The 26,661-nt window shown below is 57.7% G+C and carries 23 protein-coding genes; 5 read left to right on the top strand and 18 right to left on the bottom strand.

What is annotated here, in order from left to right:
- Positions 1–24: 24 nt before the first annotated feature.
- The 12 genes from AB4P97_RS03810 to sdhC form a co-directional block, all read right to left on the bottom strand.
- Positions 25–426, bottom strand: a complete 402-nt coding sequence (locus AB4P97_RS03810) for an MAPEG family protein (RefSeq protein WP_047300304.1) — start codon at positions 424–426, stop codon at positions 25–27.
- Positions 423–1,163: a DUF599 domain-containing protein gene (locus tag AB4P97_RS03805; protein WP_042558296.1), complete on the bottom strand. Its 741-nt coding sequence runs from the start codon at positions 1,161–1,163 to the stop codon at positions 423–425. The genes AB4P97_RS03810 and AB4P97_RS03805 overlap by 4 nt, the downstream gene beginning before the upstream one ends.
- A 176-nt stretch (positions 1,164–1,339) precedes the next feature.
- A complete protein-coding gene (brnQ, locus tag AB4P97_RS03800; RefSeq protein WP_042558295.1) occupies positions 1,340–2,653 on the bottom strand; it encodes a branched-chain amino acid transport system II carrier protein in 1,314 nt (437 codons plus the stop codon).
- A 362-nt stretch (positions 2,654–3,015) separates the two neighbouring features.
- On the bottom strand, positions 3,016–3,897 hold the full coding sequence (gene sucD, locus AB4P97_RS03795) for a succinate--CoA ligase subunit alpha (RefSeq protein WP_042558294.1): 882 nt from the start codon (positions 3,895–3,897) through the stop codon (positions 3,016–3,018).
- On the bottom strand, positions 3,897–5,063 hold the full coding sequence (sucC, locus tag AB4P97_RS03790; protein ID WP_007919879.1) for an ADP-forming succinate--CoA ligase subunit beta: 1,167 nt from the start codon (positions 5,061–5,063) through the stop codon (positions 3,897–3,899). The genes sucD and sucC overlap by 1 nt, the downstream gene beginning before the upstream one ends.
- A gap of 183 nt (positions 5,064–5,246) precedes the next feature.
- Positions 5,247–6,683 carry a dihydrolipoyl dehydrogenase gene (gene lpdA / locus AB4P97_RS03785; protein ID WP_042558293.1) on the bottom strand — a complete coding sequence of 479 codons (1,437 nt, stop codon included), beginning with the start codon at positions 6,681–6,683 and terminating at the stop codon, positions 5,247–5,249.
- Positions 6,684–6,790: 107 nt separating this feature from the next.
- Complete coding sequence (odhB, locus tag AB4P97_RS03780) at positions 6,791–8,020, bottom strand: 2-oxoglutarate dehydrogenase complex dihydrolipoyllysine-residue succinyltransferase (RefSeq protein WP_042558292.1); 1,230 nt, start codon at positions 8,018–8,020, stop codon at positions 6,791–6,793.
- 42 nt (positions 8,021–8,062) lie between these two features.
- On the bottom strand, positions 8,063–10,894 hold the full coding sequence (locus AB4P97_RS03775; protein WP_042558291.1) for a 2-oxoglutarate dehydrogenase E1 component: 2,832 nt from the start codon (positions 10,892–10,894) through the stop codon (positions 8,063–8,065).
- 251 nt (positions 10,895–11,145) lie between these two features.
- Positions 11,146–11,850, bottom strand: coding sequence for a succinate dehydrogenase iron-sulfur subunit (locus AB4P97_RS03770; protein WP_007959035.1), 705 nt, complete (start codon positions 11,848–11,850; stop codon positions 11,146–11,148).
- An 11-nt stretch (positions 11,851–11,861) separates the two neighbouring features.
- Positions 11,862–13,634, bottom strand: coding sequence for a succinate dehydrogenase flavoprotein subunit (gene sdhA, locus AB4P97_RS03765; protein WP_042558290.1), 1,773 nt, complete (start codon positions 13,632–13,634; stop codon positions 11,862–11,864).
- 3 nt (positions 13,635–13,637) lie between these two features.
- Entirely contained in the window at positions 13,638–14,006 is a 369-nt protein-coding gene (gene sdhD / locus AB4P97_RS03760) for a succinate dehydrogenase, hydrophobic membrane anchor protein (RefSeq protein ID WP_007977503.1), read from the bottom strand.
- Positions 14,000–14,374 (bottom strand): succinate dehydrogenase, cytochrome b556 subunit, encoded by a 375-nt coding sequence (gene sdhC / locus AB4P97_RS03755; protein ID WP_080896000.1) that lies wholly within the window; start codon positions 14,372–14,374, stop codon positions 14,000–14,002. The genes sdhD and sdhC overlap by 7 nt, the downstream gene beginning before the upstream one ends.
- Before the next feature lie 362 nt (positions 14,375–14,736).
- Between sdhC and gltA the strand changes: the two genes are divergently transcribed.
- Positions 14,737–16,026, top strand: coding sequence for a citrate synthase (gene gltA / locus AB4P97_RS03750; RefSeq protein ID WP_042558288.1), 1,290 nt, complete (start codon positions 14,737–14,739; stop codon positions 16,024–16,026).
- Positions 16,027–16,398: 372 nt separating this feature from the next.
- Here gltA and AB4P97_RS03745 read toward each other — a convergent pair whose 3' ends face one another.
- The 3 genes from AB4P97_RS03745 to AB4P97_RS03735 form a co-directional block, all read right to left on the bottom strand.
- Positions 16,399–18,057: a cation acetate symporter gene (locus tag AB4P97_RS03745; protein WP_042558287.1), complete on the bottom strand. Its 1,659-nt coding sequence runs from the start codon at positions 18,055–18,057 to the stop codon at positions 16,399–16,401.
- Positions 18,054–18,365, bottom strand: coding sequence for a DUF485 domain-containing protein (locus AB4P97_RS03740; RefSeq protein WP_042558286.1), 312 nt, complete (start codon positions 18,363–18,365; stop codon positions 18,054–18,056). Before AB4P97_RS03740 ends, AB4P97_RS03745 begins: the two co-directional genes overlap by 4 nt.
- Positions 18,366–18,614: 249 nt before the next feature.
- Positions 18,615–19,466 (bottom strand): glycine betaine ABC transporter substrate-binding protein, encoded by an 852-nt coding sequence (locus AB4P97_RS03735; RefSeq protein ID WP_042558285.1) that lies wholly within the window; start codon positions 19,464–19,466, stop codon positions 18,615–18,617.
- A 301-nt stretch (positions 19,467–19,767) separates the two neighbouring features.
- Between AB4P97_RS03735 and AB4P97_RS03730 the strand changes: the two genes are divergently transcribed.
- Complete coding sequence (locus tag AB4P97_RS03730; RefSeq protein ID WP_042558284.1) at positions 19,768–21,363, top strand: glycosyl hydrolase family 17 protein; 1,596 nt, start codon at positions 19,768–19,770, stop codon at positions 21,361–21,363.
- Positions 21,364–21,469: 106 nt separating this feature from the next.
- Here the strand turns inward: AB4P97_RS03730 and AB4P97_RS03725 are convergent, their stop codons facing one another.
- Positions 21,470–21,838 carry a hypothetical protein gene (locus tag AB4P97_RS03725; RefSeq protein WP_042558283.1) on the bottom strand — a complete coding sequence of 123 codons (369 nt, stop codon included), beginning with the start codon at positions 21,836–21,838 and terminating at the stop codon, positions 21,470–21,472.
- A gap of 224 nt (positions 21,839–22,062) precedes the next feature.
- On the opposite strand from AB4P97_RS03725, the gene AB4P97_RS03720 reads away from it, so the two are divergent.
- Both AB4P97_RS03720 and AB4P97_RS03715 read left to right on the top strand, forming a co-directional pair.
- Entirely contained in the window at positions 22,063–23,361 is a 1,299-nt protein-coding gene (locus AB4P97_RS03720; protein ID WP_042558282.1) for a serine/threonine protein kinase, read from the top strand.
- A complete protein-coding gene (locus AB4P97_RS03715; RefSeq protein WP_042558281.1) occupies positions 23,354–24,142 on the top strand; it encodes a VacJ family lipoprotein in 789 nt (262 codons plus the stop codon). Before AB4P97_RS03720 ends, AB4P97_RS03715 begins: the two co-directional genes overlap by 8 nt.
- Before the next feature lie 138 nt (positions 24,143–24,280).
- On the opposite strand, the gene AB4P97_RS03710 is transcribed toward AB4P97_RS03715, so the two are convergent.
- Positions 24,281–25,195 carry a DUF808 domain-containing protein gene (locus AB4P97_RS03710; RefSeq protein ID WP_042558280.1) on the bottom strand — a complete coding sequence of 305 codons (915 nt, stop codon included), beginning with the start codon at positions 25,193–25,195 and terminating at the stop codon, positions 24,281–24,283.
- 135 nt (positions 25,196–25,330) lie between these two features.
- On the opposite strand from AB4P97_RS03710, the gene AB4P97_RS03705 reads away from it, so the two are divergent.
- A complete protein-coding gene (locus AB4P97_RS03705; protein WP_042558279.1) occupies positions 25,331–25,936 on the top strand; it encodes a TetR/AcrR family transcriptional regulator in 606 nt (201 codons plus the stop codon).
- Positions 25,937–26,050: 114 nt separating this feature from the next.
- Here AB4P97_RS03705 and AB4P97_RS03700 read toward each other — a convergent pair whose 3' ends face one another.
- Entirely contained in the window at positions 26,051–26,509 is a 459-nt protein-coding gene (locus tag AB4P97_RS03700) for a transposase (protein ID WP_042558278.1), read from the bottom strand.
- Positions 26,510–26,661: the final 152 nt, after the last annotated feature.

Here is a 26,661-nt window from a genome sequence, read left to right as displayed (position 1 = left end):
CTGCGTTTTATCGGCAATGACTTTTTAGAGCAGAACAGTTCTAAAAGTCGGACTAATCATCAGCAACAACGAGCACACCAGGCCGACCAGCCAGATCAAGCTGCGCAATGCAGGCTTGTCAGCCAGGTAGAGCCACAAGTAGAGGATCCGCGCGATTACAAAAATGATCGCCAACGTATCGATCAGCCATCCCGCTGTTTGCGTGGTATGCGCCATAAGCACCCCCACTGCGAACAATATGAATGCCTCGATGCTGTTCTGGTGCGCCGCCAGCGCTCTCGCGCCGTAACCAGTGAGCTGTGCCTGCTGTTGACGCGGCAGGTGGTTGTTGTAACCGCCCTGCTCTTTCATGGCCTTGCCCACCGGCAGGCGCGCGATATAAATCAACAGGGCACTGATAAACACACACCAGAACGGAATACTCATGAAACGACCTCTTTGTTCGCCTCGGGAATGGGCGCCTCTGTAGGGGTATAGACCATGACATCCAGAACGTCGGAATGAAACTCGCGGCGATACAAGACGACAACGACCCCGGCACTCATCAGCATGAACAACCAAGGGCTGACAAACCACGCCAGCATACTCATGCCGAAGTAGTACGAGCGCAGGCCGAAGTTGAACTGGTTGGCCGCCATCGAAATCACCCGCGCCGCTCGCGAAGCGAAGGCTTTGCGCTCCAGCTCCGAGACTTGTCGCTCACCGATCATCGGCGCCGAGCCCACCAGAATCGCCGCGAAGTTGTACTGGCGCATGCACCAGCTGAACGTAAAGAACGCGTAGACAAATACCATTGCCAGGCACAGCAACTTGATCTCCGACATGCCTTGCGAGGCCTGCTGCACCATCGGAATATCCGCCAGCAATGACACCGCACGGTCGGAAGCGCCCAGCACGGTGAGGATACCTGCAAGGATAATCAGCGTGCTGGATGCAAAGAACGAGGCGTTACGCTCCAGGTTGCCGATCACGCTGGCGTCCGCGATGCGGTTGTCGCGCAGCAACATGCGGCGCATCCAGTCTTCGCGGTACAGGTGCAGCACGCTGGCCAGACACGCGGTGTCGCGAGCCTTCCAGCCGGCGTAACGGGTATAGCCGCCCCAGCAGATGACAAACCAGAGTGCGGCGAGCAGATGAATCAGATTGGCCTGGATGAACGACATGCGGTTCCTTGTGATGTGTGAACACGATTCCTGTAGGAGTGAACCTAAGCAACCCTTCGACGCTAGCTCACGGAAAAAGACACTGCCTTATGCCCATAAAAAATGCCCCGTATCGATTGATACGGGGCATTTCTGTTTAAGCGTCACCGGCCCGCTTATGACGGGCCTGATGAACGTCAGGCGATAGCGCTACGACGTTTGCCCAGGGCGCTATCGATCGCCACGGCGAACACCAGCGTGATCACGGACGGGATCAGCCATGCAAGGCCCTGCTCGCTCAGTGGCAGCGTTGCAAGCGGTCCAGGCATCCAGCCTGCCAGATCGGCGCCTTTGAGCGCGTCAATGCAGCCGAACAGGAACGACACCAGCATGACCGGGCCGACGATGCGCACCTGCTCGTTCCAGAAGCTCGAGCAGAAACTCAGGGCGACCAGAACGATGCACGGTGGGTAAATCGCCGTCAGCACAGGAATCGAGAAGGCAATGAGGTTCGTCAGGCCCAGGTTGGACACCAACAGGGAGAACACAGCAAGAATGATCACCAGCGTCTTGTAGGACAGTGGCAGCACACGGCTGAAATACTCGGCGCAGGCGCAGGTCAGGCCCACCGCCGTCACCAGACACGCCAGCGAGATCAGCACCGCAAGGAAACCGCTGCCCAACGAACCGAAGGTGTGTTGCACATAAGCGTGCAATACCGCCGCACCATTGGTGGCACCGACAGCCACTTCATGGCTACCCGAACCGAGACGGAACAGGCTGACATACACCAGCGCCAGACCGACACCGGCAATCAGCCCGGCGATGATCGCGTAACGGGTGATCAGCGCTGGCGACTCGACGCCACGGGAGCGAATCGCGTTAACGATGACGATACCGAACACCAATGCGCCGAGGGTATCCATGGTCAGGTAACCATTGATGAAACCTTGGGAGAACGGTGCCGCCACGTATTCGGGTGTGCCGTGACCGATATCACCGGCCGGCAAGGCGAAGGCAGCGATGCCCAGCACGGCCAGCGCGATGATCTTCAGCGGCGCGAGGAAACGCCCGACGGTATCCAGCAAACGGCCCGGATACAGCGAGATGAAGAACACCAGCAGGAAATAAACCGAGCTGTAGAGGAACAGCGCCAACGGGCTCTCGCCGGTCAACGGCGCCAGGCCCACTTCGAACGACACGGTTGCAGTACGCGGGGTAGCGAACAGCGGGCCGACCGCCAGGTAGCACGCGGCAGCCAGCACACCACCGGCAATTTTGCCGATCGGGCTGCTCAGGGCATCCATCGCTCCACCGACCTTGGCCAGCGCAACCACGGTGATCACCGGCAAACCGACTGCTGTGATCAAAAAGCCCAGCGCCGCCATCCAGACGTGAGGTCCGGCCTGCAAACCGACGATAGGCGGGAAGATGATGTTACCGGCCCCAACGAACAGGGCAAACGTCATAAAACCGAGTGCCAGGATGTCCTGACCTTTCAAAACTTTCATTAAGGAAATACCACACTACTGAATCGGAATTTAGAGGGGGATTGCCCTGTGGGATTAGGGAAATGCTGTCGATCCGTATGGGACTGACCCGTAACGCGCGGTGCATGCCTTGTGGGCGGCAGACGCAAAAATGGCTGCTAGCCTAACGAATTTGCCTGACAAACGCACTGTTAGAGGGCGAACTATCCGATACCCGACGTTTCCGTGTCGCGTTTATGTATGAAAAGCCGCTCCAGGCTACAAGTTTCAAGCGGCAAGCTTTTGTCTTGTAGCTAGCAACTTGAAGCTTGCAACCGCTCTGAAACGACAAAGGCCACCCGAAGGTGGCCTTTGTTTGGTAAAGCGTCAGCTAAGCGGGAAGCTTACTTGACAGCCCAACCGGTCAGCTCGGACAAAGCCTTGCCGATGTCTGCCAGCGAACGCACGGTTTTAACGCCTGCGTCTTCCAGGGCAGCAAACTTCTCGTCTGCAGTGCCTTTGCCGCCAGAGATGATTGCGCCAGCATGGCCCATGCGCTTGCCCGGAGGAGCAGTCACACCAGCGATGTAGGAAACAACCGGCTTGGTCACGTGTGCCTTGATGTAGGCAGCCGCTTCTTCTTCAGCCGAACCGCCGATCTCACCGATCATCACGATCGCTTCGGTCTTCGGGTCTTCCTGGAACAGCTTCAGGATGTCGATGAAGTTCGAACCCGGGATCGGGTCACCACCGATGCCGACGCAAGTCGACTGACCGAAACCGGCGTCAGTAGTCTGCTTCACAGCTTCGTAGGTCAGGGTGCCGGAACGCGAAACGATACCGACCTTGCCTGGCAAGTGAATGTGACCTGGCATGATGCCGATCTTGCATTCGCCTGGGGTGATCACGCCTGGGCAGTTAGGGCCGATCAGGACTACGCCCAGCTCGTCGCACTTAACTTTAGCGTCCAGCATGTCCAGGGTAGGAATGCCTTCGGTGATGCAGACGATCAGCTTGATGCCGCCGAAAGCCGCTTCCAGGATCGAGTCCTTGCAGAAAGGAGCTGGAACGTAGATCACGCTGGCGGTGGCGCCAGTTTGAGCAACAGCATCTTTCACGGTGTTGAACACTGGCAGACCCAGGTGCTCGGTGCCGCCTTTACCAGGAGTAACGCCACCAACCATCTTGGTGCCGTATTCAATGGCTTGCTGGGTGTGGAAACTACCTTGCGAACCGGTAATACCCTGGCAGATAACTTTGGTGTCTTTATTGATCAGGACGCTCATTATTTGCCCTCCGCAGCTTTAACAACTTGTTGAGCAGCGTCGGTCAGGCTGGTAGCAGCGATGATGTTCAAACCGCTTTCTGCCAGTACTTTAGCGCCCAGCTCAGCGTTGTTGCCTTCAAGGCGAACAACAACCGGGATTTTCACGCCGACTTCTTTCACAGCGCCGATGATGCCTTCGGCAATCATGTCGCAACGAACGATGCCGCCGAAGATGTTGACCAGTACTGCAGCGACGTTGGTGTCGGACAGAATGATCTTGAACGCTTCAGTTACGCGTTCTTTGGTAGCACCACCACCTACGTCGAGGAAGTTGGCTGGCTTGCCGCCATGCAGGTTGACGATGTCCATGGTACCCATGGCCAGGCCAGCACCGTTGACCATGCAGCCGATGTTGCCTTCCAGCGCTACGTAGTTCAGTTCGAACTTGGCAGCGTGCGCTTCGCGCGGATCGTCTTGCGACGGATCGTGGAAAGTCTTCAGCTTAGGCTGACGGTACATTGCGTTGGCGTCGATGTTGATCTTGGCATCAAGGCAGTGCAGATCGCCGTCAGCCTTGATCACCAGCGGGTTCACTTCCAGCAGAGCCAGATCGTGATCCTTGAACAGTTTGGCCAGACCTACGAAGATCTTGGCGAACTGAGCAACCTGCTTGCCTTCCAGACCCAACTGGAATGCCAGCTCGCGACCCTGGAACGGCTGAGCGCCAACCAGTGGATCGATAGTGGCTTTCAGAATTTTTTCTGGAGTGTCGTGAGCGATTTTCTCGATGTCCACGCCACCTTCGGTGGAAGCCATGAACACGATGCGACGGCTCGAACGGTCAACGACAGCGCCCAGGTACAGCTCTTTAGCGATATCAGTGCACGATTCAACCAGGATCTTGGTGACTGGCTGGCCATTGGCGTCAGTCTGGTAAGTCACCAGACGCTTGCCCAGCCACTGCTGTGCGAAGGCTTTGGCGTCTTCTTTGCTGCGAACCAGCTTAACGCCGCCCGCTTTACCGCGACCACCGGCGTGGACCTGGGCTTTGACAACCCACTCGCTGCCGCCGATTTTGTCGCAAGCTTCTGCTGCTGCTTCTGGGGTGTCTACTGCGTAACCAGTGGAAACTGGCAGGCCGTATTCAGCGAACAGCTGCTTACCCTGATACTCGTGAAGATTCATGCTTTTTACCGTCTTCGTTAGGTACTGCGCATTCGGCGCTGCACTCGTGATGAGTGCCGCGCCACCTTTGACTGCTGCTTGCGTAGCTGAGCTACGCAAGACTGCGTCCAGCGGACATTCCGCGGTGAGTCTTGCTCGCAAGGCTCACGACGGGCCGTTACCGCCGTGGTTTCTTATTGTCTGTTAACGCTTCTTGCGGTTGGCAATGTGGATGGCGCCGCCATTCACAGCCAGAGCAGCTTCGTGCAAGGCTTCAGACAGGGTCGGATGGGAGAAAACCATCATGCCCAGGTCTTCAGCGCTGGTGCCGAATTCCATACCGATCGCGCCCTGCTGAACCAGTTCTGCAGCGCTCGGACCAATTACGTGCACGCCCAATACGCGGTCAGTCTTGGCATCAGCGATGACCTTGACGAAACCACCGGTATCGTTGGCGGCCATGGCACGGCCGGAAGCGGCGAACGGGAAGGTGCCGACGTTAACTTCAACGCCTTCAGCTTTCAAGGCCTGCTCGGTTTTGCCAACCCACGCGATTTCCGGGTGAGTATAAATAACCGAAGGGATCAGGTCATAGTTCATCTGGGCTTTGTGGCCCTTGATGCGCTCGACAACCATGATGCCTTCTTCCGAAGCCTTGTGAGCCAGCATCATGCCGCGAACCACGTCACCGATGGCGAAAACGCCCGGTACGGTGGTAGCGCAGTGATCGTCAACGTGCACGAAACCGCGCTCGTCCAGGGTCACACCGCTGTCGGCAGCCAGCAGATCAGTGGTCACCGGACGGCGACCAACGGCTACGATCAGCTTGTCGAAAGTAATGGTCTGTTCGCCGTTGGCATCGGTGTAGTTCACAACGACTTCGTCGCCATTCACTTTAGAACCGGTAACGCGAGCGCCCAGCTTGATGTCCAGACCTTGCTTGGTCAGGGTTTTCAGCGCTTCCTTGGAAACAGCGGTGTCAGCTGCCATCAGGAAGGTGTCCAGTGCTTCGAGGACAACCACTTGCGAACCCAGACGCGACCAAACCGAACCCAGTTCCAGACCGATTACGCCAGCGCCGATAACGCCCAGACGCTTAGGTACGGCTTGGAATTCCAGTGCGCCAGTGGAATCGACGATGACGTTCTGATCAACCGGAGCCGGTGGGATGTCGATCGGACGCGAACCTGGTGCCAGGATGACGTTTTCAGCTTCGATGATTTCTACCGAGCCGTCTGGCTTGGTGACTTCGACTTTCTTGCCGGCCAGCAGTTTGCCGTGGCCCTGGATCGAAGTAACGCCGTTGGCCTTGAACAGAGTGGCAACGCCGCCGGTCAGGTTCTTGACGATGCCAGCCTTGCGGCCAACCATCGCAGCAACGTCCATTTTGACTTCGCCGGTCGAGATACCGTGAACGTTGAAGCTTTCTTTCGCTTCCTTGTATTTCCAGGAGCTGTCGAGCAGCGCCTTGGAAGGAATGCAGCCGACGTTCAGGCAGGTGCCGCCCAGGGCTTGCTTGCCTTCGGCGTCGGTGTACTTCTCGATGCAGGCAGTGGTCAGACCCAGCTGCGCGGCCTTGATGGCAGCCACATAGCCACCAGGGCCAGCACCGATCACTACTACGTCAAATTTCTGCGACATTCAAAAAATCCTCTTTAGCGAAAAGCTTCAAGCCGCAAGCTTCAAGCTGCAAGCCCACCCGCTCGTCTTGAGCTTGAGGCTTGTAGCTGAAAGCTTGCAGCTGCTTTTTAGATATCCAGCAACAGACGAGCTGGGTCTTCCAGCAGGTTCTTGATGGTCACCAGGAAGGTCACAGCTTCTTTGCCATCGATCAGACGGTGATCGTAGGACAGTGCCAGGTACATCATCGGACGGATAACGACCTGACCGTTGATGGCCATCGGACGCTGGATGATGTTGTGCATGCCCAGAATCGCTGCCTGCGGCGGGTTGACGATCGGGGTCGACATCATCGAACCGAAGGTACCACCGTTGGTGATGGTGAAGGTACCACCGGTCATCTCGTCCATCGACAGTTTGCCGTCACGGGCTTTCTTGCCGAAGGTGGCGATGCCGCCTTCGATTTCAGCCAGGCTCATCAGTTCGGCGTTACGCAGAACCGGAACCACCAGACCGCGGTCGCTGGAAACAGCAACACCTACGTCGGCATAGCCGTGGTAAACGATGTCGGCACCGTCGATCGAAGCGTTGACAGCCGGGAAGCGTTTCAGCGCTTCGGTAGCAGCCTTCACGAAGAACGACATGAAGCCCAGACGTACGCCGTTGTGCGACTTCTCGAACAGGTCCTTGTACTTCGAACGCAGCGCCATGACTTCAGTCATGTCGACTTCGTTGAAAGTGGTCAGCATCGCCATGTTCGACTGAGCTTCAACCAGACGCTTGGCCACTGTGGCACGAACGCGGGTCATCGGAACGCGCTTCTCGATGCGGTCGCCAGCGGCGAACACAGGAGCAGCAGCCGATGGTGCAGCAGCCTTGGCAGGAGCGGCGGCCGGAGCAGCTTTCTTGGCTTCAACAGCGGCAACCACGTCTTCCTTGGTTACACGGCCATCTTTACCGGTGCCTTTGACGGACGCCAGGTTGATGCCGTTTTCTTCAGCCAGTTTGCGTGCAGCAGGCGCGGCGATAGCATCTTCGTCGGTGCCGGCAGCAGGTGCAGCAGCAGCTTGGGCAGCGGCCGGAGCAGCAGCAGCGGCAGCCGGAGCAGCGGCAGCAGCGCCACCCGCTTCAATGGAGCCCAGGACTTCGTCGGACAGAACAGTGTCGCCTTCGTTCTTGACGATAGCGCCCAGTACGCCGTCGGCAGTCGCCAGAACTTCCAGTACGACTTTGTCAGTTTCGATGTCGACGATCAGGTCGTCACGCTTGACGGCGTCGCCCGGTTGCTTGTGCCAGGTGGCAACGGTGCCATCGGCAACCGATTCCGGGAAAGTGGGGGCTTTGATCTCGATAGCCATTATCTGTAGTTCCTTAAATTCGGTTTCAGGTGCGCGAAGGCGTTAAACGGTAAACGCGGCTTGCAGCAGTTTTTCCTGCTGCTCGGCGTGCATCGATGCGTAACCACAAGCAGGTGCAGCAGAGGCATCACGGCCCGCGTACTCGAGTACGAGAGATTTGTCGTGTTTGCCAACGATGCGGCGCATGTGGTGCTGGCTGCAGTACCAGGCACCCTGGTTCATCGGCTCTTCCTGACACCAAACGATATGTTTGAGGTTGGTGTACGGAGCCAGGACTTCAATCAAGTCGTCCTCAGGGAATGGGTACAGCTGCTCGATACGCACGATGGCGATATCTTCACGGCCTTCGGCACGGCGTTTTTCCAGCAGGTCGTAGTAGACCTTGCCGCTACACAGAACAACGCGCTCGACCTTGTTCGGGTCCAATACGTCGATTTCCGGGATAACGGTCTGGAACGAACCCTCGGCCAGATCTTCCAGGGTCGAGACAGCCAGCTTGTGGCGCAGCAGCGACTTCGGAGTCAGGACGATCAACGGTTTGCGCAGCGGGCGAATCACCTGACGACGCAGCAAGTGGTAGATCTGAGCCGGCGTAGTCGGTACCGCTACCTGAATGTTGTGCTCGGCGCACAATTGCAGGTAACGCTCCAGACGAGCCGAAGAGTGCTCAGGACCCTGACCTTCATAACCGTGCGGCAGCAGCATGGTCAGACCGCACAGACGGCCCCACTTGTGCTCGCCACTGGTGATGAACTGGTCGATAACCACTTGGGCACCGTTGGCGAAGTCGCCGAACTGGGCTTCCCAGATCACCAGCGCATCCGGCGTGGTGGTCGAGTAACCGTATTCGAACGCCAGAACGGCTTCTTCCGACAGGAACGAGTCGTACAGGTCAAAACGTGGCTGACCGTCGTACAAGTGCTGCAGCGGAATGTAAGTGCCCGCATCTTTCTGGTTGTGCAGAACAGCGTGACGGTGCGAGAACGTACCGCGACCGATGTCCTGACCGGTCATGCGAATCGGGTGACCTTCGAACGCCAGGGTCGCGTACGCCATGGTTTCGGCGTAACCCCAGTTGATCGGCAGGCCGCCGGCTTGCATCTTCTGACGGTCTTCGTAAATTTTCGAGACCTGGCGCTGAACCACGAAGCCTTCCGGAATTTCCAGCAGCTTGGCGGACAGTTCCTGCAGGGTCTTGAGGTCGAAGCGAGTGTCGTGACGCGCGGTCCAGGCGTGGCCCAGATACGGACGCCAGTCCACGAACAACTCTTTGTTCGGCTCTTTGACCAGGCTTTTTACTACGTGCAGACCGTTGTCCAGCGCGTTGCGGTATTCGTCGACTTTCGCCTGAACACGCTCAGCGTCGAGCACACCGCTCTGAGTCAGACTGTCAGCGTACAGCTCACGGGTGGTGCGCTGTTTGGTGATCTGCTGATACATCAGAGGCTGGGTGCCGCTCGGTTCGTCAGCTTCGTTGTGGCCGCGACGACGGTAGCAGACCAGGTCGATCACCACGTCACGCTTGAACTGCATGCGGTAGTCGATGGCCAGCTGAGTCACGAACAATACGGCTTCCGGATCATCGCCATTCACATGGAGGATCGGTGCCTGGATCATTTTCGCAACGTCGGTCGCGTACTCGGTGGAACGCGAGTCCAGCGGGTTGCTGATGGTGAAACCAACCTGGTTGTTGATCACGATGTGCACGGTACCGCCGGTCTTGAAACCGCGGGTCTGCGACATCTGGAAGGTTTCCATCACCACGCCCTGGCCGGCAAATGCCGCGTCGCCGTGGATGGAGATTGGCAGCACCTTCTCACCGGTAGGGTCGTTACGACGATCCTGACGGGCACGAACCGAACCCTCGACCACCGGAGAAACGATTTCCAGGTGGGACGGGTTGAACGCCATGGCCAGGTGAACTTCACCACCGGTGGTCATCACGTTGGACGAGAAGCCCTGGTGGTATTTAACGTCACCGGAACCCAGTTCGACCTTCTTCTTGCCTTCGAACTCGTCGAACAGCTCGCGCGGGTTCTTGCCGAAGGTGTTGACCAGCACGTTGAGACGGCCACGGTGGGCCATGCCGATCACGACTTCCTTGGTGCCATACGAACCGGAGCGTTGAATCAGCTCGTCGAGCATCGGAATCAGGCTTTCGCCGCCTTCCAGACCGAAACGCTTGGTACCCGGGTATTTGGTGCCCAGGTATTTTTCCAGACCTTCGCCGGCGGTGACGCGCTCGAGCAGGTGGCTCTTGATGTCGGCGGAGTACGTTGGACGGCCGCGCACGCTTTCCAGACGCTGCTGGAACCAGTGACGCTGCTCGGAATCGGTGATGTGCGTGAATTCAGCGCCGATGGTGCGGCAATATGTCTGCTGCAACGCTTCGTGAATTTCGCGTAGGCTCGCTTCCTCTTTGCCGATAAACAGGTCGCCGGCACGGAAGGTCGTATCAAGATCGGCATTGGTCAAGCCGTAATGATTGATCGACAGGTCTGCAGGTGCAGGACGCTGCCACAGCCCCAGCGGGTCAAGCTGGGCTGCCTGGTGGCCACGCATACGGTAGGCCTGGATCAATCGCAGCACTTCAACTTGCTTCTTCTCGTGCTCACTGCTCACGCTGCCGGCGGAAACCGGTTGAGCGCGGCGCTGGTTCTTTGCCAGCAGCACGAAATGATCGCGAATCGTGGAGTGCGAAACATCAGTGGCAGAGCCGCCGTCGGCAGGCAGCTTCTGAAAGTAGGTGCGCCACTCTTCTGGCACAGCGTTAGGGTCGTGCAGGTAGAGCTCATAAAGCTCTTCCACATAGGCAGCGTTTCCACCTGAAAGGTAGGCGCTGTTCCACATGCGCTGCATCACGCTTTCTTGCATGCTTGGTCACCCTCGGTTAGGGGAACACCATCGATGTCGACACCGAGCAAACTTGCAGAAGTCCGAATGCAGCGACTAAAACAAGCCACTTAGGATCACACTGATAGTCCGGGTACCAGCCCGGATGCCCCTGCTTGTCTCATTTCTTCAAAATAAGAGCCGCAGCTTGTGGCTGCTGCTCTGGTTATAGCCATGACGCGGGTTGAAGCCCGCGCCACAGCCTCTACGGTGCAGCGGTTACAGCAGCTGAATCACACGCCGCTCGAAAGCAGCATGTTACGGATGTGACCGATGGCCTTAGTCGGGTTCAGGCCTTTCGGACATACGTTGACGCAGTTCATGATGCCCCGGCAGCGGAAAACACTGAACGGGTCATCCAGCGAAGCCAGACGCTCGGACGTCTTGGTGTCACGGCTGTCTGCCAGGAAGCGATAAGCTTGCAGCAGTGCGGCCGGGCCCAGGAACTTGTCCGGGTTCCACCAGAAGGACGGGCAAGAGGTCGAGCAGCAAGCGCACAGAATGCACTCGTACAGACCGTCGAGCTTTTCACGCTCTTCAGGGGACTGCAGACGCTCGATGGCCGGAGCCGGCGTGTCGTTCTGCAGGAATGGCTTAACCTTCTCGTATTGCTTGTAGAAGATGCTCATATCGACAACCAGGTCACGGATAACCGGCAAACCTGGCAGCGGACGAACGATCAACTTGTTGCCTTTTACGACAGCGGACAGCGGCGTGATGCACGCCAGGCCGTTTTTGCCGTTGATGTTCATGCCGTCGGAACCGCAAACACCTTCACGGCAAGAGCGACGATAGGAGAAACCCTCGTCCTGCTCTTTGATCAGGGCCAGCACGTCCAGCACCATCAGGTCTTTACCACCGGTATCAACCTGGAATTCCTGCATGAACGGCGCGGCGTCCTGATCAGGGTTGTAACGATAAACGCTGACTTGCAACATGGCGGCCACCCTTAATAAGTCCGAATCTTAGGTTCAAAAGTCGGAACAGTTTTCGGCGAGAAATTCACGGCACGCTTGGCAACGCGCTTGTCACCCGGGAAGTACAGGGTGTGGCACAGCCAGTTTTCGTCATCACGATCTTCAAAGTCTTCACGGGCGTGCGCGCCGCGGGACTCTTTACGGACTTCGGCCGCAATGGCAGTAGCCTCAGCGACTTCCAGCAGGTTTTGCAGCTCAAGCGCTTCGATACGTGCAGTGTTGAACGCCTGCGACTTATCGTTGATTTTCACGTTGGCGATACGGGTGCGCAGGTCTGCCAGCTGGGCAATACCTTTCTGCATGTATTCGCCGGTACGGAATACGCCGAAGTAGTTCTGCATGCAGCTTTGCAGCTCGCGACGCAGCGTAGCAACGTCTTCGCCATCGGTACGGCTGTTCAGTGCATTGAGGCGCGACAGGGCAGCGTCGATATCAGCTTCGGTGGCGTCATCGTATTCGATGCCGTCAGTCAATGCTTTCTCGAGGTGCAGGCCGGCAGCGCGACCGAACACTACCAGGTCGAGCAGCGAGTTGCCGCCCAGACGGTTGGCACCATGAACCGATACGCAAGCCACTTCGCCGACGGCGAACAGACCATGAATGATCTCGTCCACGCCTTCAGCGTTCTGGGTGATCGCCTGGCCATGAATGTTGGTCGGAACACCGCCCATCATATAGTGGCAAGTCGGAACAACCGGAACCGGAGCAACAACCGGGTCAACGTGTGCGAAAGTCTTCGACAGTTCGCAGATGCCTGGCAGACGGCTGTGCAGCACTTCTTCACCCAGGTGATCGAGCTTGAGCAGCACGTGGTCGCCATTCGGACCGCAACCGTTACCCGCGATGATTTCCTTAACCATCGAGCGGGCAACAACGTCACGACCGGCAAGGTCTTTGGCGTTCGGAGCATAACGCTCCATGAAACGCTCGCCGTGCTTGTTGATCAGGTATCCACCTTCACCACGGCAACCTTCGGTAACCAGTACACCGGCGCCGGCGATGCCGGTTGGGTGGAACTGCCACATTTCGATGTCCTGTACCGGCACACCCGCACGCAGAGCCATGCCGACGCCGTCACCGGTGTTGATCAGGGCGTTGGTGGTGGACGCGTAGATACGACCTGCACCGCCGGTTGCCAGAACAGTAGCCTTGGCGCGGATGTAGGTGGTTTCACCGGTTTCGATGCAGATAGCGATCACACCGACGAACTCGCCTTGAGCGTTTTTCACCAGGTCGACAGCGTAGTACTCGTTCAGGAACGTGGTACCGGCTTTCAGGTTGCCCTGATAAAGGGTGTGCAGCAGTGCGTGACCGGTACGGTCGGAAGCGGCGCAAGTACGGGCAGCCTGCCCGCCTTTACCGTAATCCTTCGACTGACCGCCGAACGGACGCTGGTAGATGCGGCCCTGTTCGGTACGCGAGAACGGCATCCCCATGTGGTCCAGCTCATAAACGGCAGCCGGGCCTTCCTGACACATGTATTCGATAGCGTCCTGGTCACCGATGTAGTCGGAGCCCTTGACGGTATCGTACATGTGCCAGCGCCAGTCATCGTTCGGATCGGCAGAAGCGATCGCGCAGGTGATGCCACCCTGAGCCGATACAGTGTGCGAACGAGTCGGGAAAACCTTGGTGATCACGGCAGTCTTGTGACCACCCTGTGCCAGTTGCAGCGCAGCGCGCATGCCAGCACCGCCGCCACCAATAATGATGGCGTCGAAAGAAATCGTTGGAATGTTAGCCATGAATCAGATACCCCAGAGAATCTGCACACCCCAGACGAAGTAAGCGAACATCGCAACGCCGCATACTGCCTGGAAAAGGAAACGTACTGCGGTCGCGGACTTGCCCAGCGCCATTGGCGTCAGGTAGTCGGTCGCGATGGTCCACATGCCGACCCAGGCGTGAGCGCCAAGGGCAACGAGGGCCAGCAGACTGAAGATACGCATCCCGTTGTGGGCGAACAGGCCATGCCACTGGTCGTAACCAATGCCCGGATTCGCTGCAAGGTATCCGATCAGGAAGATGAAATAAGCCGCGAGAACAACCGCAGACACACGTTGCGCCATCCAGTCATAGAGGCCCGAACGCGAAAGGTTCGTAACGCTGGTTACCATATCCAAACTCCTGCCAGAACGATCAGCACCACGGAAATGGCGACGATGATTTTCGAGCCCAGGCGGCCGCCTTCCAGCGTCTCACCGATGCCCATATCCATGATCAAGTGGCGCACACCGGCTACCAGGTGATACAGCAGAGCGGACAGGAGGCCCCATGCTACGAACTTGGCCAGCGGGCTGGTCAAGCATGCCTTCACCTCGGCAAAACCTTCCTCGGAATCCAGGGATTTGCCCAATGCATAAAGCATGAAGCCCAGGCCCAGGAAGAGGATGATGCCGGAAACACGGTGAAGAAACGACGTAACGCCGGTGATGGGGAGTTTGATGGTCCTTAGGTCTAGGTTTACAGGTCGTTGGCTTTTCACGGCTTTTTTTTCACACTGAAGAGCCCCTAACAATCAGGGCAAAGTTGTTGGGGAGTGCACTGGTCAGGTAACCACCACCCAGGGATGCGACCCCCAATAAAGCAGGCCCAAAAGCCCTTGGCGGTCGGTGGCCGAGTATAGACAGTTAGGCTACTAATGACAACGCAATCACCTACCCCAAATAGCGCATTGCACAAGTCGTATAAAAGGCGTAAATGGCAGTCAATTTCGAGGAAAAAGGGCAGTTAAAGCCTTCTGGAGCAAGACTTTAGGCAAATTGACATTCGAATTTATCTCACTATAGTGGTGCGGGCCCTGCGTGGGGGGTCTGTCTGATGGTTCAAGCATAAATAGGAGGCCACATGGCTGACAAAAAAGCGCAGTTGATCATCGAGGGCGCAGCCCCCGTCGAGCTGCCCATTTTAACCGGCACCGTTGGTCCCGATGTTATTGATGTTCGGGGCCTGACGGCCACGGGCCGCTTCACTTTCGACCCGGGTTTCATGTCGACCGCCTCGTGCGAATCGAAGATCACCTATATCGACGGCGACAACGGCATTCTGTTGCACCGCGGCTACCCGATCGAACAGCTGGCTGAAAAGTCGGACTACCTGGAAACCTGCTATCTGCTGCTCAACGGTGAACTGCCGACCGCAGAACAGAAGGCCCAGTTCGTCAGCACCGTGAAAAACCACACCATGGTTCACGAGCAGCTGAAAACCTTCTTCAACGGTTTCCGTCGCGACGCCCACCCGATGGCCGTCATGTGCGGCGTAGTCGGCGCCCTCTCGGCCTTCTACCACGACTCCCTCGACATCAATAACCCGCAGCATCGCGAAATCTCCGCGATCCGTCTGGTTGCGAAGATGCCGACCCTGGCAGCGATGGTTTACAAGTACTCCATGGGTCAACCCATGATGTACCCGCGCAACGACCTGACGTACGCGGAAAACTTCCTGCACATGATGTTCAACACCCCGTGCGAGATCAAACCGATCAGCCCGGTGCTCGCGAAGGCCATGGACAAGATCTTCATCCTCCATGCCGACCACGAGCAGAACGCATCGACCTCCACCGTGCGTCTGGCGGGCTCTTCGGGTGCCAACCCGTTCGCCTGTATCGCCGCCGGTATCGCCGCACTGTGGGGCCCTGCCCACGGCGGTGCGAACGAAGCCGTTCTGACCATGCTTGACGAGATTGGCGATGTGTCCAACATCGACAAGTTCATCGCCAAGGCCAAGGACAAGAACGACCCGTTCAAGTTGATGGGCTTCGGTCACCGCGTTTACAAGAACCGCGATCCTCGCGCGACTGTGATGAAGCAGACCTGCGACGAAGTATTGAAGGAACTGGGCATCAACAACGATCCGCAACTCCAACTGGCCATGCGCCTGGAAGAGATCGCGCTGACCGACCCGTACTTCATCGAACGCTCGCTGTACCCGAACGTCGACTTCTACTCGGGGATCATCCTCAAGGCGATCGGCATTCCAACCAGCATGTTCACTGTGATTTTCGCGCTGGCACGTACTGTTGGCTGGATCTCCCACTGGAAAGAAATGCTCTCGAGCCCGTACAAGATTGGCCGTCCGCGCCAGTTGTACACCGGCTACGAGTCGCGTGACATTACCAAGCTGGAAGACCGCAAATAAGATTTGTCTTGCGATAAAGTCTTAGCGTTGCACCGGAAACGGCCTCTATTCATATAGGGGCCGTTTTTGTTTATGGGGGTTCAGGGTTTGGTTTGTGGGCATATCCGTTGCTGCGGGTGCCGCCGCTGGCGATTTTGCTCTTACAGCGACTCACTTTCCCAGGCGCCGATAAGCAAACATTAGCTTTGCCCCCCCCCGAAGCACGGTCTGCCGAAGAGGGCAAAAGATTAAAAGCCGAGATGGCTGGGGTGAGGGGCAAACTCGCCACAATCCAAAAACAGCCCAAGCCCGATAACCGCCCACAAAAAATGCCCCGATCTCTCGACCGGGGCATTTCTGTCTAACTCAACTTACCCAATCAATCCAAAAGCCTTAGTGCGAAACCGCCCCACTCGCCCCCAACCCTGTCTGCGAACGCACAAACTGAGGGAAGAACAAAGCACGTTCCCGGTCCGCAGCCGCCGACTTGTCAGTGATCGAGAAGAACCAGATCCCCACAAACGCAATGATCATCGAGAACAGCGCCGGGTACTCATAAGGGAAGATCGCCTTCTCATGATGCAGAATCTGCACCCAGATGGTCGGGCCGAGAATCATCAGGCCAACAGCGCTGACCAGACCCAACCAGCCACCAATCATCGCCCCACGAGTCGTCAGCTTCTTCCAGTACATCGAAAGCAGCAGTACCGGGAAGTTACAGCTCGCCGCGATGGAGAACGCCAGGCCAACCATGAACGCAATGTTCTGGCTCTCGAAGAGGATACCCAGACCAATCGCCAGCACCGCCAGGGCAATCGTGGTGATCTTCGAAACGCGAATCTCGTCCTTCTCGTTCGCCTTGCCCTTTTTGATAACGCTGGCGTAGAGGTCGTGAGAAACCGCCGAAGCACCCGCCAGGGTCAAGCCTGCCACTACAGCGAGGATGGTCGCGAAGGCAACCGCCGAGATGAAGCCAAGGAAGATGCTACCGCCGACCGCGTTGGCCAGGTGCACCGCCGCCATGTTGTTGCCGCCCAACAGCGCGCCAGCAGCATCTTTGAAGGCCGGGTTAGTGCTGACCAGCAGGATCGCGCCGAAGCCGATAATGAACGTCAGAATGTAGAAGTAGCCAATGAACCCGGTAGCGTACAGCACGCTCTTACGGGCTTCTTTTGCATCACTCACGGTGAAGAAGCGCATGAGAATGTGCGGCAGGCCAGCGGTACCGAACATCAACGCCAGACCCAGCGAGAATGCCGAAACCGGATCCTTGACCAGACCGCCCGGGCTCATGATCGCTTCGCCCTTGGCGTGCACCTTGATCGCCTCGGAGAACAGCGTGTTGAAGTCGAAGTTGACGTGCTTCATCACCATCAGTGCCATGAACGATGCACCCGACAGCAGCAACACTGCCTTGATGATCTGCACCCAGGTGGTTGCTAGCATGCCGCCGAACAGCACGTACATGCACATCAGCACACCAACCAGAATCACCGCAACGTGGTAATCCAGACCAAACAGCAGCTGGATCAGCTTGCCCGCACCCACCATTTGCGCGATCAGGTAGAACGCCACCACCACCAGCGAACCGCAGGCGGACAGCGAGCGAATCTGGGTTTGCCCGAGGCGGTAGGACGCCACGTCGGCAAAGGTGTATTTACCCAGGTTACGCAGACGCTCGGCGATCAGGAACAGAATGATCGGCCAGCCCACCAGGAATCCGATCGAGTAGATCAGGCCATCGTAGCCGGAGGTGAACACCAGCGCGGAAATCCCCAGGAAGGACGCCGCCGACATGTAGTCACCGGCAATCGCCAGACCGTTCTGGAAACCGGTGATCTTGCCGCCCGCTGCATAGTAGTCGGCCGCGGAGTTGTTTTTCTTCGAGGCCCAGTAGGTGATGTACAAAGTGGCGCCGACAAATGCCACAAACATCAGGATCGCGGGAATGTTCAGCGGCTGCTTGGCCACCTCACCGGTCAAGGCATCAGCCGCCCAGGCACCCGGTGCGAAAGCTGCAACGCTCAATAGAGCCAGTAGACGCCGGATCATTGCTGAGCCTCCTTGAGAATCGCATTGTTCAGGTCGTCGAACTCGCCATTGGCGCGCTTTACGTAGATGCCGGTCAGGATGAAGGCCGAAAGAATCAGCCCGACACCGATAGGAATGCCCCAGGTAATGGAGGACTCAGGACTGATCTTCGCGCCCAGAAGATGCGGCCCGTAAGCAATCAGAAGGATGAAACCGGAGTAAAGCCCAAGCATGATCGCTGAAAGAATCCAGGCGAACTTTTCTCGCTTGCTAACCAGTTCCTTGAATCGGGGACTGTTTTGAATCGAGAGGTAAATGCTGTCGTTCATTGTTTTTATCCTCGCAGCACAGATTATTGTTGGAACGATATCCACTGTATGCGGCTGCGAGCCAGGTTCCAGACGACCTTAGTAGTAGAACGCCATGACAGCTTTGCCATTCTCAAGCACATATAAAAAACTGTGGGAGCTGGCTTGCCAGCGATTGCGTCATGCCAGTCGACTGATTAGCCAACTGACAGACCGCTATCGCGGGCAAGCCCGCTCCCACAGGGTTCGCGGTGAAAAAGCTATGTCAGGTTATTTAGTCCAGTCAGCCACGCGCTCCGGGTGCTTGGCTACCCAGGCTTTGGCGGCGGCGTCAGGTTTTGCACCGTCCTGAATCGCCAGCATCACTTCGCCAATTTCGTCCTTCGAGGCCCACTGGAAGTTTTTCAGGAACTTCGCCACTTCCGGCGCTTTGGCATCAAGCTCTTTGCTGCCGATGCTGTTCACGGTTTCAGCTGCACCGTAAACGCCTTTCGGGTCGTCGAGGAAGCGCAGTTTCCATTTGGCGAACATCCAGTGCGGGACCCAACCGGTGACGGCGATGGATTCGTTTTTCTTCTCGGCGCGGGTCAGTTCGGCGATCATGCCGGCGCCGGAACTGGCCTTGAGCGAGTATTTGTCGAGGCCGTAGTCCTTGATCGCCTGATCAGTCTTGAGCATCACACCTGAACCGGCATCGATGCCGACGATGCGATTTTTGAACGTGTCGTCGGTTTTCAGGTCTTCAATGGATTTGGCTTTGACGTACTCCGGCACGATCAGGCCGATTTTTGCATCCTTGAAGTTCGGGCCGTAGTCGACGACCTGATCCTTGTTCTTCGTCCAGTAATCTCCATGGGTTACTGGCAGCCAGGCCGAGAGCATGGCGTCGAGTTTGCCGGTGGCCACACCTTGCCACATGATCCCGGTGGCGACGGCTTGCAGTTTCACGTCGTAGCCCAGTTTCTGCTTGATCACTTCGGCCGCCACGTGGGTGGTCGCGACGCTGTCGGACCAGCCGTCAACGTAACCGATGTTCAGGGTCTGTTTTTCAGCGCTGGCGAAAGTGGAGCTCATCGCAAGCGCCAGAACGGCACCTGCGCTTAAAAGTCGTCGCATCTTCATCGTTACTTCCCCGAAATGCTGCGCCCGACGGATGCCGGGCATCGTCAACGTATTGTTATGGTGCACAGCGCCCCCATCACGCCCGACCGCACACTCATTCGAACATCAGCGCGATTTATCAATAAGGGTTACTGACGGTTTCGATCATCAACCTGACGCCCGAGGCGACCTGCTCTGCCAGCGACCTCAAGGCAGCGAGAAACGACATTAGAAGGCCATAACCACGTCTATATAAATGACGCCAAATAATCCGCCCGAACTTTGCATGTCAAAATCATGCGAGCCACCTACCGCCGGATAAATGCAGGTAACATGCGTCGCTTTGCAGCCACTCGGCCTGACCATGTCCGCGACGTCCCGCTTTCCTTTTCTCCCTTATCTCTTCGCCTGCCTGCTCGGACTGTTTGCCTTCGGCGGCTTCTGGTATGGCCTCGGCAAACCGGTGATCCTGCCGGACGCCGCGACACCGACGCACAAGCTGCAATGCGCCTCCTACACCCCGTTCGACAAAGACCAGTCGCCATTCGACGTACCGTTCAAGTTGCGCCCGGAGCGCATGGACGCCGACCTCGCCCTGCTCGCCACCCGCTTCGAATGCATCCGCACCTACTCGATGACCGGCCTTGAAGCACTGCCGGATCTGGCGCGTAAACATGGCCTGAAATTGATGATCGGCGCCTGGGTCAACAGCAACCCGGTGGACAGCGAGAAGGAAGTCGACCTGCTGATCGCATCGGCCAACGCCAACCCGGACGTGGTCAGCTCGGTGATCGTCGGCAACGAAGTGTTGCTGCGCAAGGAAGTCACCGGCGGACAGCTGGTGAAGCTGATCAACAAGGTCAAAAGTCAGATCAAACAACCGGTGACGTACGCCGATGTCTGGGAATTCTGGCTCAAGCACCCGGAAGTCGCGCCAGCGGTGGATTTCCTGACCATTCACTTGCTGCCGTACTGGGAAGACGATCCGTCGAATATCGATGCGGCGCTGCAGCATGTGGCGCAGGTGCGCCAGGTATTCGGCAACAAGTTCGCCCCCAAGGACGTGATGATTGGCGAAACCGGCTGGCCGAGTGAAGGTCGCCAGCGCGAGACGGCACTGCCGAGCCGGGTCAACGAAGCGAAGTTCATTCGTGGTTTTGTTGCCATGGCCGAGAAAGAAGGCTGGCATTACAACCTGATCGAAGCTTTCGATCAGCCATGGAAGCGTGCCAGTGAAGGCGCGGTTGGCGGGTATTGGGGGCTGTTCGATGCCGACCGTCAGGACAAAGGCATACTCGCGGGGCCGGTCACGAACGTGCCGCACTGGAAGCAGTGGCTGGCGGTCGGCGGTCTGATTTTCCTTGGCACCCTGTTTCTCGGTGGTCGGGTGCGCAATACGCGCTCGGCATTGGTGCTGCCGCTGTTGGGCGCGCTCGCCGCTTGCTCGATCGGGGCCTGGGGTGATCTGGCATTTGTGACCACACGATTTGCCAGTGAATGGCTGTGGGTGGGCTTGCTGACGGCCTTGAATCTGTTGGTGCTGGCACATGCCGCGCTAACCTTGAGCGCTCGTACGGGCTGGCGTGAACGCATCTTCAATCTGCTGGAACGGCGTGCCGGATGGCTGGTGGCGGCCGCCGGATTTGCGGCGGCGGTGATGATGCTCGAGATGGTGTTCGATGCACGTTATCGCAGCTTTGCCACCATGGCATTTGTGCTGCCGGCGCTGGTTTATCTCTGCCGACCGGTGAACGTGCCGCGTCGGGAGATTGCTCTGCTGACGTTCATCATAGGCGCCGGCATTGCGCCGCAGTTGTATCTGGAAGGCATGCAGAATCAGCAGGCCTGGGGTTGGGCACTGGTCAGCGGGTTGATGGTTGTGGCTTTGTGGCGCTGCCTTCGCGTTCGCACCCGCTGATCTTCAGCGTTTGTGCCGGCCTCTTCGCGAGCAGGCTCGCTCCCACATTAGACCTGGGTGTTCCCCAATACCCTGTGGGAGCGGGCTTGCCCGCGATGACTGACCGTTATGCGCTACGGGACGCCCGGACCAGGCGCAGCCCAGCAATCACCCCGGCAAACACCGCCAACGTCGTGTTGTACAACGCCAGTGCCGGCAGCCCGAACACCAGCGCCAACACCGCCAACCACCACCCTGCCCGCCCCGGCACGACAAAACCGATCAGCGCACAACACAGTGCCGCCCAGCCCAATACCTTGAAGTGAATCATCAGCCCAAGATTGGCTCGCAGCTGACATTCCCAACGGCTGGCCTCATCGACGCAAATTCCCACCCATTTGCCATCCTCCATGAAGCCATAACGCGCGCCGTAGCTGGCGGCCAGCCACAATGGCAACAAAACGAGTAAAAGAATCACGGGCAAGCGGCGGGACATGAAGCACTCCAATCTTCGGAAATCGGCCGCCAGCTTAATCCGCCGCCAACCATACGCAAGCAATAACAACTGTTAACTAGTCATCCAATCAGTGCAAAGTGTATCGTCCAGCTACTATTACTCCGAATTCTGCCTGTTTGGTGCCGCGGCATGGCACTTTGGCGCAAGCGCGGTGGTCATAGCCTGCGAACTTCATTCGGCACCTTCCTCTTAGGGATTCAGTCATGCTCCATTCCTTGCGCTTCGCCGCGCTGTTTAGCGGCCTTATTTTGAGTGCGTCCGCACTGGCGGTGGATATCGACGCCGCCAGTTATGGCTATCCCCTGACCAACCCGTTCGAGGCGACCATCGCCACGACTCCGCCGGACTTGCGCCCGGAACTGCCGTTGGACGACGACATCAATCAATCGGACCGCAGCGTCACCCTGCGTCCGGAGCGCGAGTTCATCCTGCCGGACAACTTCTGGCCGGTGAAGAAGCTGACCTACCGCATCGCCGAACAGGACAAACCCGCGCCGCTGATCTTCCTGATCGCCGGCACCGGCGCGCGCTTCGACAGCACGCTCAATGAATACCTGAAAAAGCTCTACTACAAGGCCGGCTACCACGTCGTGCAGCTGTCTTCACCTACCAGCTTCGACTTCATCAGCGCTGCGTCCCGCTTCGCTACGCCGGGTATTACCAAAGAAGACGCCGAAGACATGTACCGGGTGATGCAGGCCGTACGGGCGCAAAATCCGGATGTGCCGGTCACCGACTATTACCTCACCGGTTATAGCCTCGGTGCGCTGGATGCCGCATTCGTCGCGCACCTGGACGAGACCCGTCGCAGCTTCAACTTCAAGAAAGTTCTGCTGCTCAATCCGCCCGTCAATCTCTACACCTCGATCACCAACCTCGACAAACTCGTGCAGACCGAGGTTAAAGGCATCAACAACAGCACCACCTTTTATGAACTGGTGCTGGCCAAGCTGACCCGCTACTTCCAGCAGAAAGGCTACATCGATCTCAATGACGCCCTGCTTTACGACTTCCAGCAGTCCAAGCAGCATCTGAGCAACGAGCAGATGGCGATGCTGATCGGCACTTCGTTCCGCTTCTCGGCAGCCGACATTGCCTTTACCTCGGATCTGATCAACCGTCGCGGCCTGATCACCCCGCCGAAATACCCGATCACTGAAGGCACCAGCCTCACGCCGTTCCTCAAGCGTGCGCTGCAATGCGACTTCGATTGCTACCTGACCGAACAGGTCATTCCGATGTGGCGCGCGCGCACCGACGGCGGCAGCCTGCTGCAACTGATCGACCAGGTCAGCCTGTACGCACTCAAGGATTACCTGCACGACAGCCCGAAAATCGCGGTGATGCACAACGCCGACGACGTGATTCTCGGCCCGGGCGACCTTGGCTTCCTGCGCAAGACCTTCGGTGATCGCCTGACCGTTTATCCACTGGGCGGCCATTGCGGCAACATTAACTACCGCGTCAACAGCGACGCAATGCTGGAGTTCTTCCGTGGCTAAATATCTCCTGCTGGTAGCAGCGTTCCTCTGTGCAGGCGTGGCCCAGGCCGACAACAGCAAAGCCAATGCACCGGTGGTGGTTGACAGCGACGGTTTCAAGGAGCCGCTGTCCAAACTCAAGTTCAACCCGGGCCTGGACCAGCGTGAATTCGAACGTTCGACGCTCAATGCGCTGGCCGTCTATGACCCGCTGGAGTCGTGGAACCGTCGGGTTTACCACTTCAACTATCGCTTCGACCAATGGGTGTTCCTGCCTGTAGTCGACGGCTATCGTTACGTCACGCCAAGCTTCTTGCGCACCGGCGTGAGCAACTTCTTCAACAACCTTGGCGATGTGCCGAACCTGGTCAACAGCCTGCTGCAGTTCAAAGGCCAGCGCTCGATGGAAACCACCGCGCGCCTGTTGCTCAACACCACAATCGGCATCGCCGGCCTGTGGGACCCGGCCACCGCCATGGGCCTGCCGCGTCAGAACGAAGACTTCGGTCAGACTCTGGGCTTCTACGGCGTACCTGGCGGCGCCTATTTCGTCCTGCCAATTTTCGGCCCATCCAACCTTCGTGACACCGCAGGTCTGGCCGTGGACTACACCACCGAATCGGCGATCAACTTCCTCAACGTCTCGGAAGTCAGCTCCAACCACCCGGAAGTCTGGGCCCTGCGCGCGGTGGACAAGCGCTACCAGACCGGCTTCCGCTACGGTCAGCTGAACTCGCCGTTCGAGTACGAGAAAGTGCGCTACGTGTACACCGAGTCGCGCAAGTTGCAGATTGCCGAGTAGATTCGGCAGGTACAAAAAAGGCCATTCGATGCGAGTCGAATGGCCTTTTTTCATGAAGATCAAAGGATCGCAGCCTACGGCAGCTCTTACATTGGGATGGAGTACACCCTGTAGGAGTTGCCGCAGGCTGCGATCTTTTTAGCCTTTCACAGCTTTCCAGATCTTGCCGATTACCGACACAACCGCCAGCACCACCGCACCGGCAATAATCCCCGCCACACCATTGAGCAGCACCGGCACCACAAACCCCGCGCTACCCGCCGCTGTACCGACGCTTTCAATCCAGTGATGAACCACAGGCACGCCGTGGGTCAGGATGCCGCCGCCGACCAGGAACATCGCCGCCGTGCCGATCACCGACAGAGCCTTCATCATGTAGGGCGCGGCGACCAGAATGCCGTTGCCGATTTTTTGGGCCATTTGCCCCGGCTTCTGGGTCAGCCACAGACCCAGGTCGTCGAGTTTGACGATGCCGGCCACCAGGCCATACACACCGATGGTCATGACAATAGCGATGCCGGACAGCACGATCACTTGCTGGGTCAGCGTGGCGCCAGCCACGGCACCCAGGGTGATGGCGATGATTTCTGCAGAAAGGATGAAGTCGGTGCGGATCGCGCCTTTGATCTTGTCCTTCTCGAACGCCACCAGATCAGTCGCAGGATCGGCTACGGCCGCGCTCAGTTGCGCGTGATCGGCGTCATCTTCAGCCTTGCTGTGCAGAAATTTGTGCGCGAGCTTTTCGAAACCTTCGAAGCACAGATACGCACCACCGACCATCAACAGCGGCGTCACCAGCCAAGGCACGAACGCACTGATCGCCAGCGCCGACGGCACCAGAATCAGCTTGTTGAGGAACGAGCCCTTGGCCACCGCCCACACCACAGGGATTTCCCGCTCGGCGCGCACGCCGGAGACCTGCTGGGCGTTGAGCGCCAAATCATCGCCGAGCACACCGGCGGTCTTCTTGGCGGCCATTTTGGTCATCAACGCAACGTCATCCAGTACGGCGGCGATATCGTCGATCAGCACCAGCAAACTGCTTCCTGCCATGAATCCTGTTTCCTTCTATGTATGAATGTTGCGAAGCATAACGCGACCGCAGGCCACATGGGGCATTGTTGAGCGCTGCGCGAGGCCGGTGCTACCATGCGCCACCGCCAGAACAGGCAAGGAACCACCGGGTTTATGAGCACAATCCGCGAGCGCAACAAAGAACTGATCCTGCGTGCTGCCAGTGAGGAGTTTGCCGACAAGGGCTTCGCTGCGACAAAAACCAGCGACATCGCCGCGAAGGCAGGATTGCCCAAGCCCAACGTCTACTACTACTTCAAGTCCAAGGAAAACCTCTACCGCGAGGTGTTGGAAAGCATCATCGTGCCGATCTTGCAGGCTTCGACTCCGTTCAACGCGGACGGCGTGCCGAGCGAAGTGCTGAGCGGCTACATCCGCTCGAAGATCCGCATCTCCCGCGACCTGCCCTTCGCTTCCAAGGTGTTCGCCAGCGAAATCATGCACGGCGCCCCGCACCTGAGTGCCGACCTGGTCGAGCAGCTCAACGGCCAGGCCAAGCACAACATCGACTGCATCCAGACCTGGATAGACCGCGGCCAGATTGCCCCGATCGACCCCAACCACCTGATGTTCAGCATCTGGGCCGCCACCCAGACCTACGCCGACTTCGACTGGCAGATCTCGGCGATCACCGGCAAGGACAAGCTGGATGAAGCGGATTATGAAGCGGCGGCGCAGACGATTATCCGGTTGGTGCTGAAGGGGTGTGAGCCGGATTGAGACACCGCGGTGCGACTATCGCGAGCAGGCGAAGGCCTACAGAAGATTTGTGAACGACACAGATCCAATGTGGGAGCGAGCCTGCTCGCGAATGGCCGCGACACAGTGTTACGCTCAAACCCAAATCGCATCCCACAGCGGGTAGTCGCCAAGCTTCTCAACCAGACCAGCACGCAACGGGTTAGCTACGATATACCGCGCCAGCTTCACCAGATCTTCCTCTCTGCGTAATGCACGATTATGAAAACCTGATTGCCAAAGACTGGTTTGTCGACCAGTCGAGAGGTTCACGGCTTTGGTGCTCAGCGATTTGGTTCGCTGCATCAACTCACCGAGTGACCCGCGCTTCAATTCAATCAACCAATGAAAATGATCCGGCATGACAACCCAGGCTAAGGTGTTGGCATCCCCCCTCTCCTCTGCGACGCGAAATTGATTCACGACTAATCTACCCAACGCAAAATCGGCAAAAACCGGCTGTCGCCCTGCAGTATTAGTCGTCAGCAGGTAGATGCAGTTGTGTTCTGAGTAGCGGCCAGTTCGCAAGCGATGTGAAGCAGATAGATCCAGCATTCCTTTGTCCTTTCATGTCCTGATCATGAAAGGCTAGCTCTGCGAACGTCCGAACAAGCGTTGGACTTTTAGCAAGATGTGTACTGAAGATCGCCTTCGCGAGCAGGCTCGCTCCCACATGGGACTCGGGGTATTTGGACATTATGTGTCTG

It is taken from the genome of Pseudomonas sp. A1230, from assembly GCF_044218825.1.
In the GTDB taxonomy this organism is placed as follows: Bacteria; Pseudomonadota; Gammaproteobacteria; order Pseudomonadales; family Pseudomonadaceae; genus Aquipseudomonas; species Aquipseudomonas iridis.
The sequence above is the reverse complement of the archived record's forward strand: the minus strand, read 5'-3'. Positions and strand labels throughout refer to the sequence as shown.

Excerpts from the sequence above, each read along its gene's own strand:
- AB4P97_RS03775 (WP_042558291.1), bottom strand. The coding sequence starts at position 10,894 with ATGCAAGAAAGCGTGATGCAGCGCATGTGGAACAGCGCCTACCTTTCA.
- AB4P97_RS03700 (WP_042558278.1), bottom strand. The coding sequence starts at position 26,509 with ATGCTGGATCTATCTGCTTCACATCGCTTGCGAACTGGCCGCTACTCA.
- AB4P97_RS03745 (WP_042558287.1), bottom strand. The coding sequence starts at position 18,057 with ATGATCCGGCGTCTACTGGCTCTATTGAGCGTTGCAGCTTTCGCACCG.
- gltA (WP_042558288.1), top strand. The coding sequence starts at position 14,737 with ATGGCTGACAAAAAAGCGCAGTTGATCATCGAGGGCGCAGCCCCCGTC.
- AB4P97_RS03735 (WP_042558285.1), bottom strand. The coding sequence starts at position 19,466 with ATGAAGATGCGACGACTTTTAAGCGCAGGTGCCGTTCTGGCGCTTGCG.
- AB4P97_RS03725 (WP_042558283.1), bottom strand. The coding sequence starts at position 21,838 with ATGTCCCGCCGCTTGCCCGTGATTCTTTTACTCGTTTTGTTGCCATTG.
- AB4P97_RS03740 (WP_042558286.1), bottom strand. The coding sequence starts at position 18,365 with ATGAACGACAGCATTTACCTCTCGATTCAAAACAGTCCCCGATTCAAG.
- lpdA (WP_042558293.1), bottom strand. The coding sequence starts at position 6,683 with ATGTCGCAGAAATTTGACGTAGTAGTGATCGGTGCTGGCCCTGGTGGC.
- odhB (WP_042558292.1), bottom strand. The coding sequence starts at position 8,020 with ATGGCTATCGAGATCAAAGCCCCCACTTTCCCGGAATCGGTTGCCGAT.
- AB4P97_RS03810 (WP_047300304.1), bottom strand. The coding sequence starts at position 426 with ATGAGTATTCCGTTCTGGTGTGTGTTTATCAGTGCCCTGTTGATTTAT.
- brnQ (WP_042558295.1), bottom strand. The coding sequence starts at position 2,653 with ATGAAAGTTTTGAAAGGTCAGGACATCCTGGCACTCGGTTTTATGACG.
- sdhD (WP_007977503.1), bottom strand. The coding sequence starts at position 14,006 with ATGGTAACCAGCGTTACGAACCTTTCGCGTTCGGGCCTCTATGACTGG.
- AB4P97_RS03705 (WP_042558279.1), top strand. The coding sequence starts at position 25,331 with ATGAGCACAATCCGCGAGCGCAACAAAGAACTGATCCTGCGTGCTGCC.
- AB4P97_RS03770 (WP_007959035.1), bottom strand. The coding sequence starts at position 11,850 with ATGTTGCAAGTCAGCGTTTATCGTTACAACCCTGATCAGGACGCCGCG.
- AB4P97_RS03805 (WP_042558296.1), bottom strand. The coding sequence starts at position 1,163 with ATGTCGTTCATCCAGGCCAATCTGATTCATCTGCTCGCCGCACTCTGG.
- sdhA (WP_042558290.1), bottom strand. The coding sequence starts at position 13,634 with ATGGCTAACATTCCAACGATTTCTTTCGACGCCATCATTATTGGTGGC.
- AB4P97_RS03710 (WP_042558280.1), bottom strand. The coding sequence starts at position 25,195 with ATGGCAGGAAGCAGTTTGCTGGTGCTGATCGACGATATCGCCGCCGTA.
- AB4P97_RS03720 (WP_042558282.1), top strand. The coding sequence starts at position 22,063 with ATGCTCCATTCCTTGCGCTTCGCCGCGCTGTTTAGCGGCCTTATTTTG.
- sucD (WP_042558294.1), bottom strand. The coding sequence starts at position 3,897 with ATGAGCGTCCTGATCAATAAAGACACCAAAGTTATCTGCCAGGGTATT.
- AB4P97_RS03730 (WP_042558284.1), top strand. The coding sequence starts at position 19,768 with ATGCAGGTAACATGCGTCGCTTTGCAGCCACTCGGCCTGACCATGTCC.
- sucC (WP_007919879.1), bottom strand. The coding sequence starts at position 5,063 with ATGAATCTTCACGAGTATCAGGGTAAGCAGCTGTTCGCTGAATACGGC.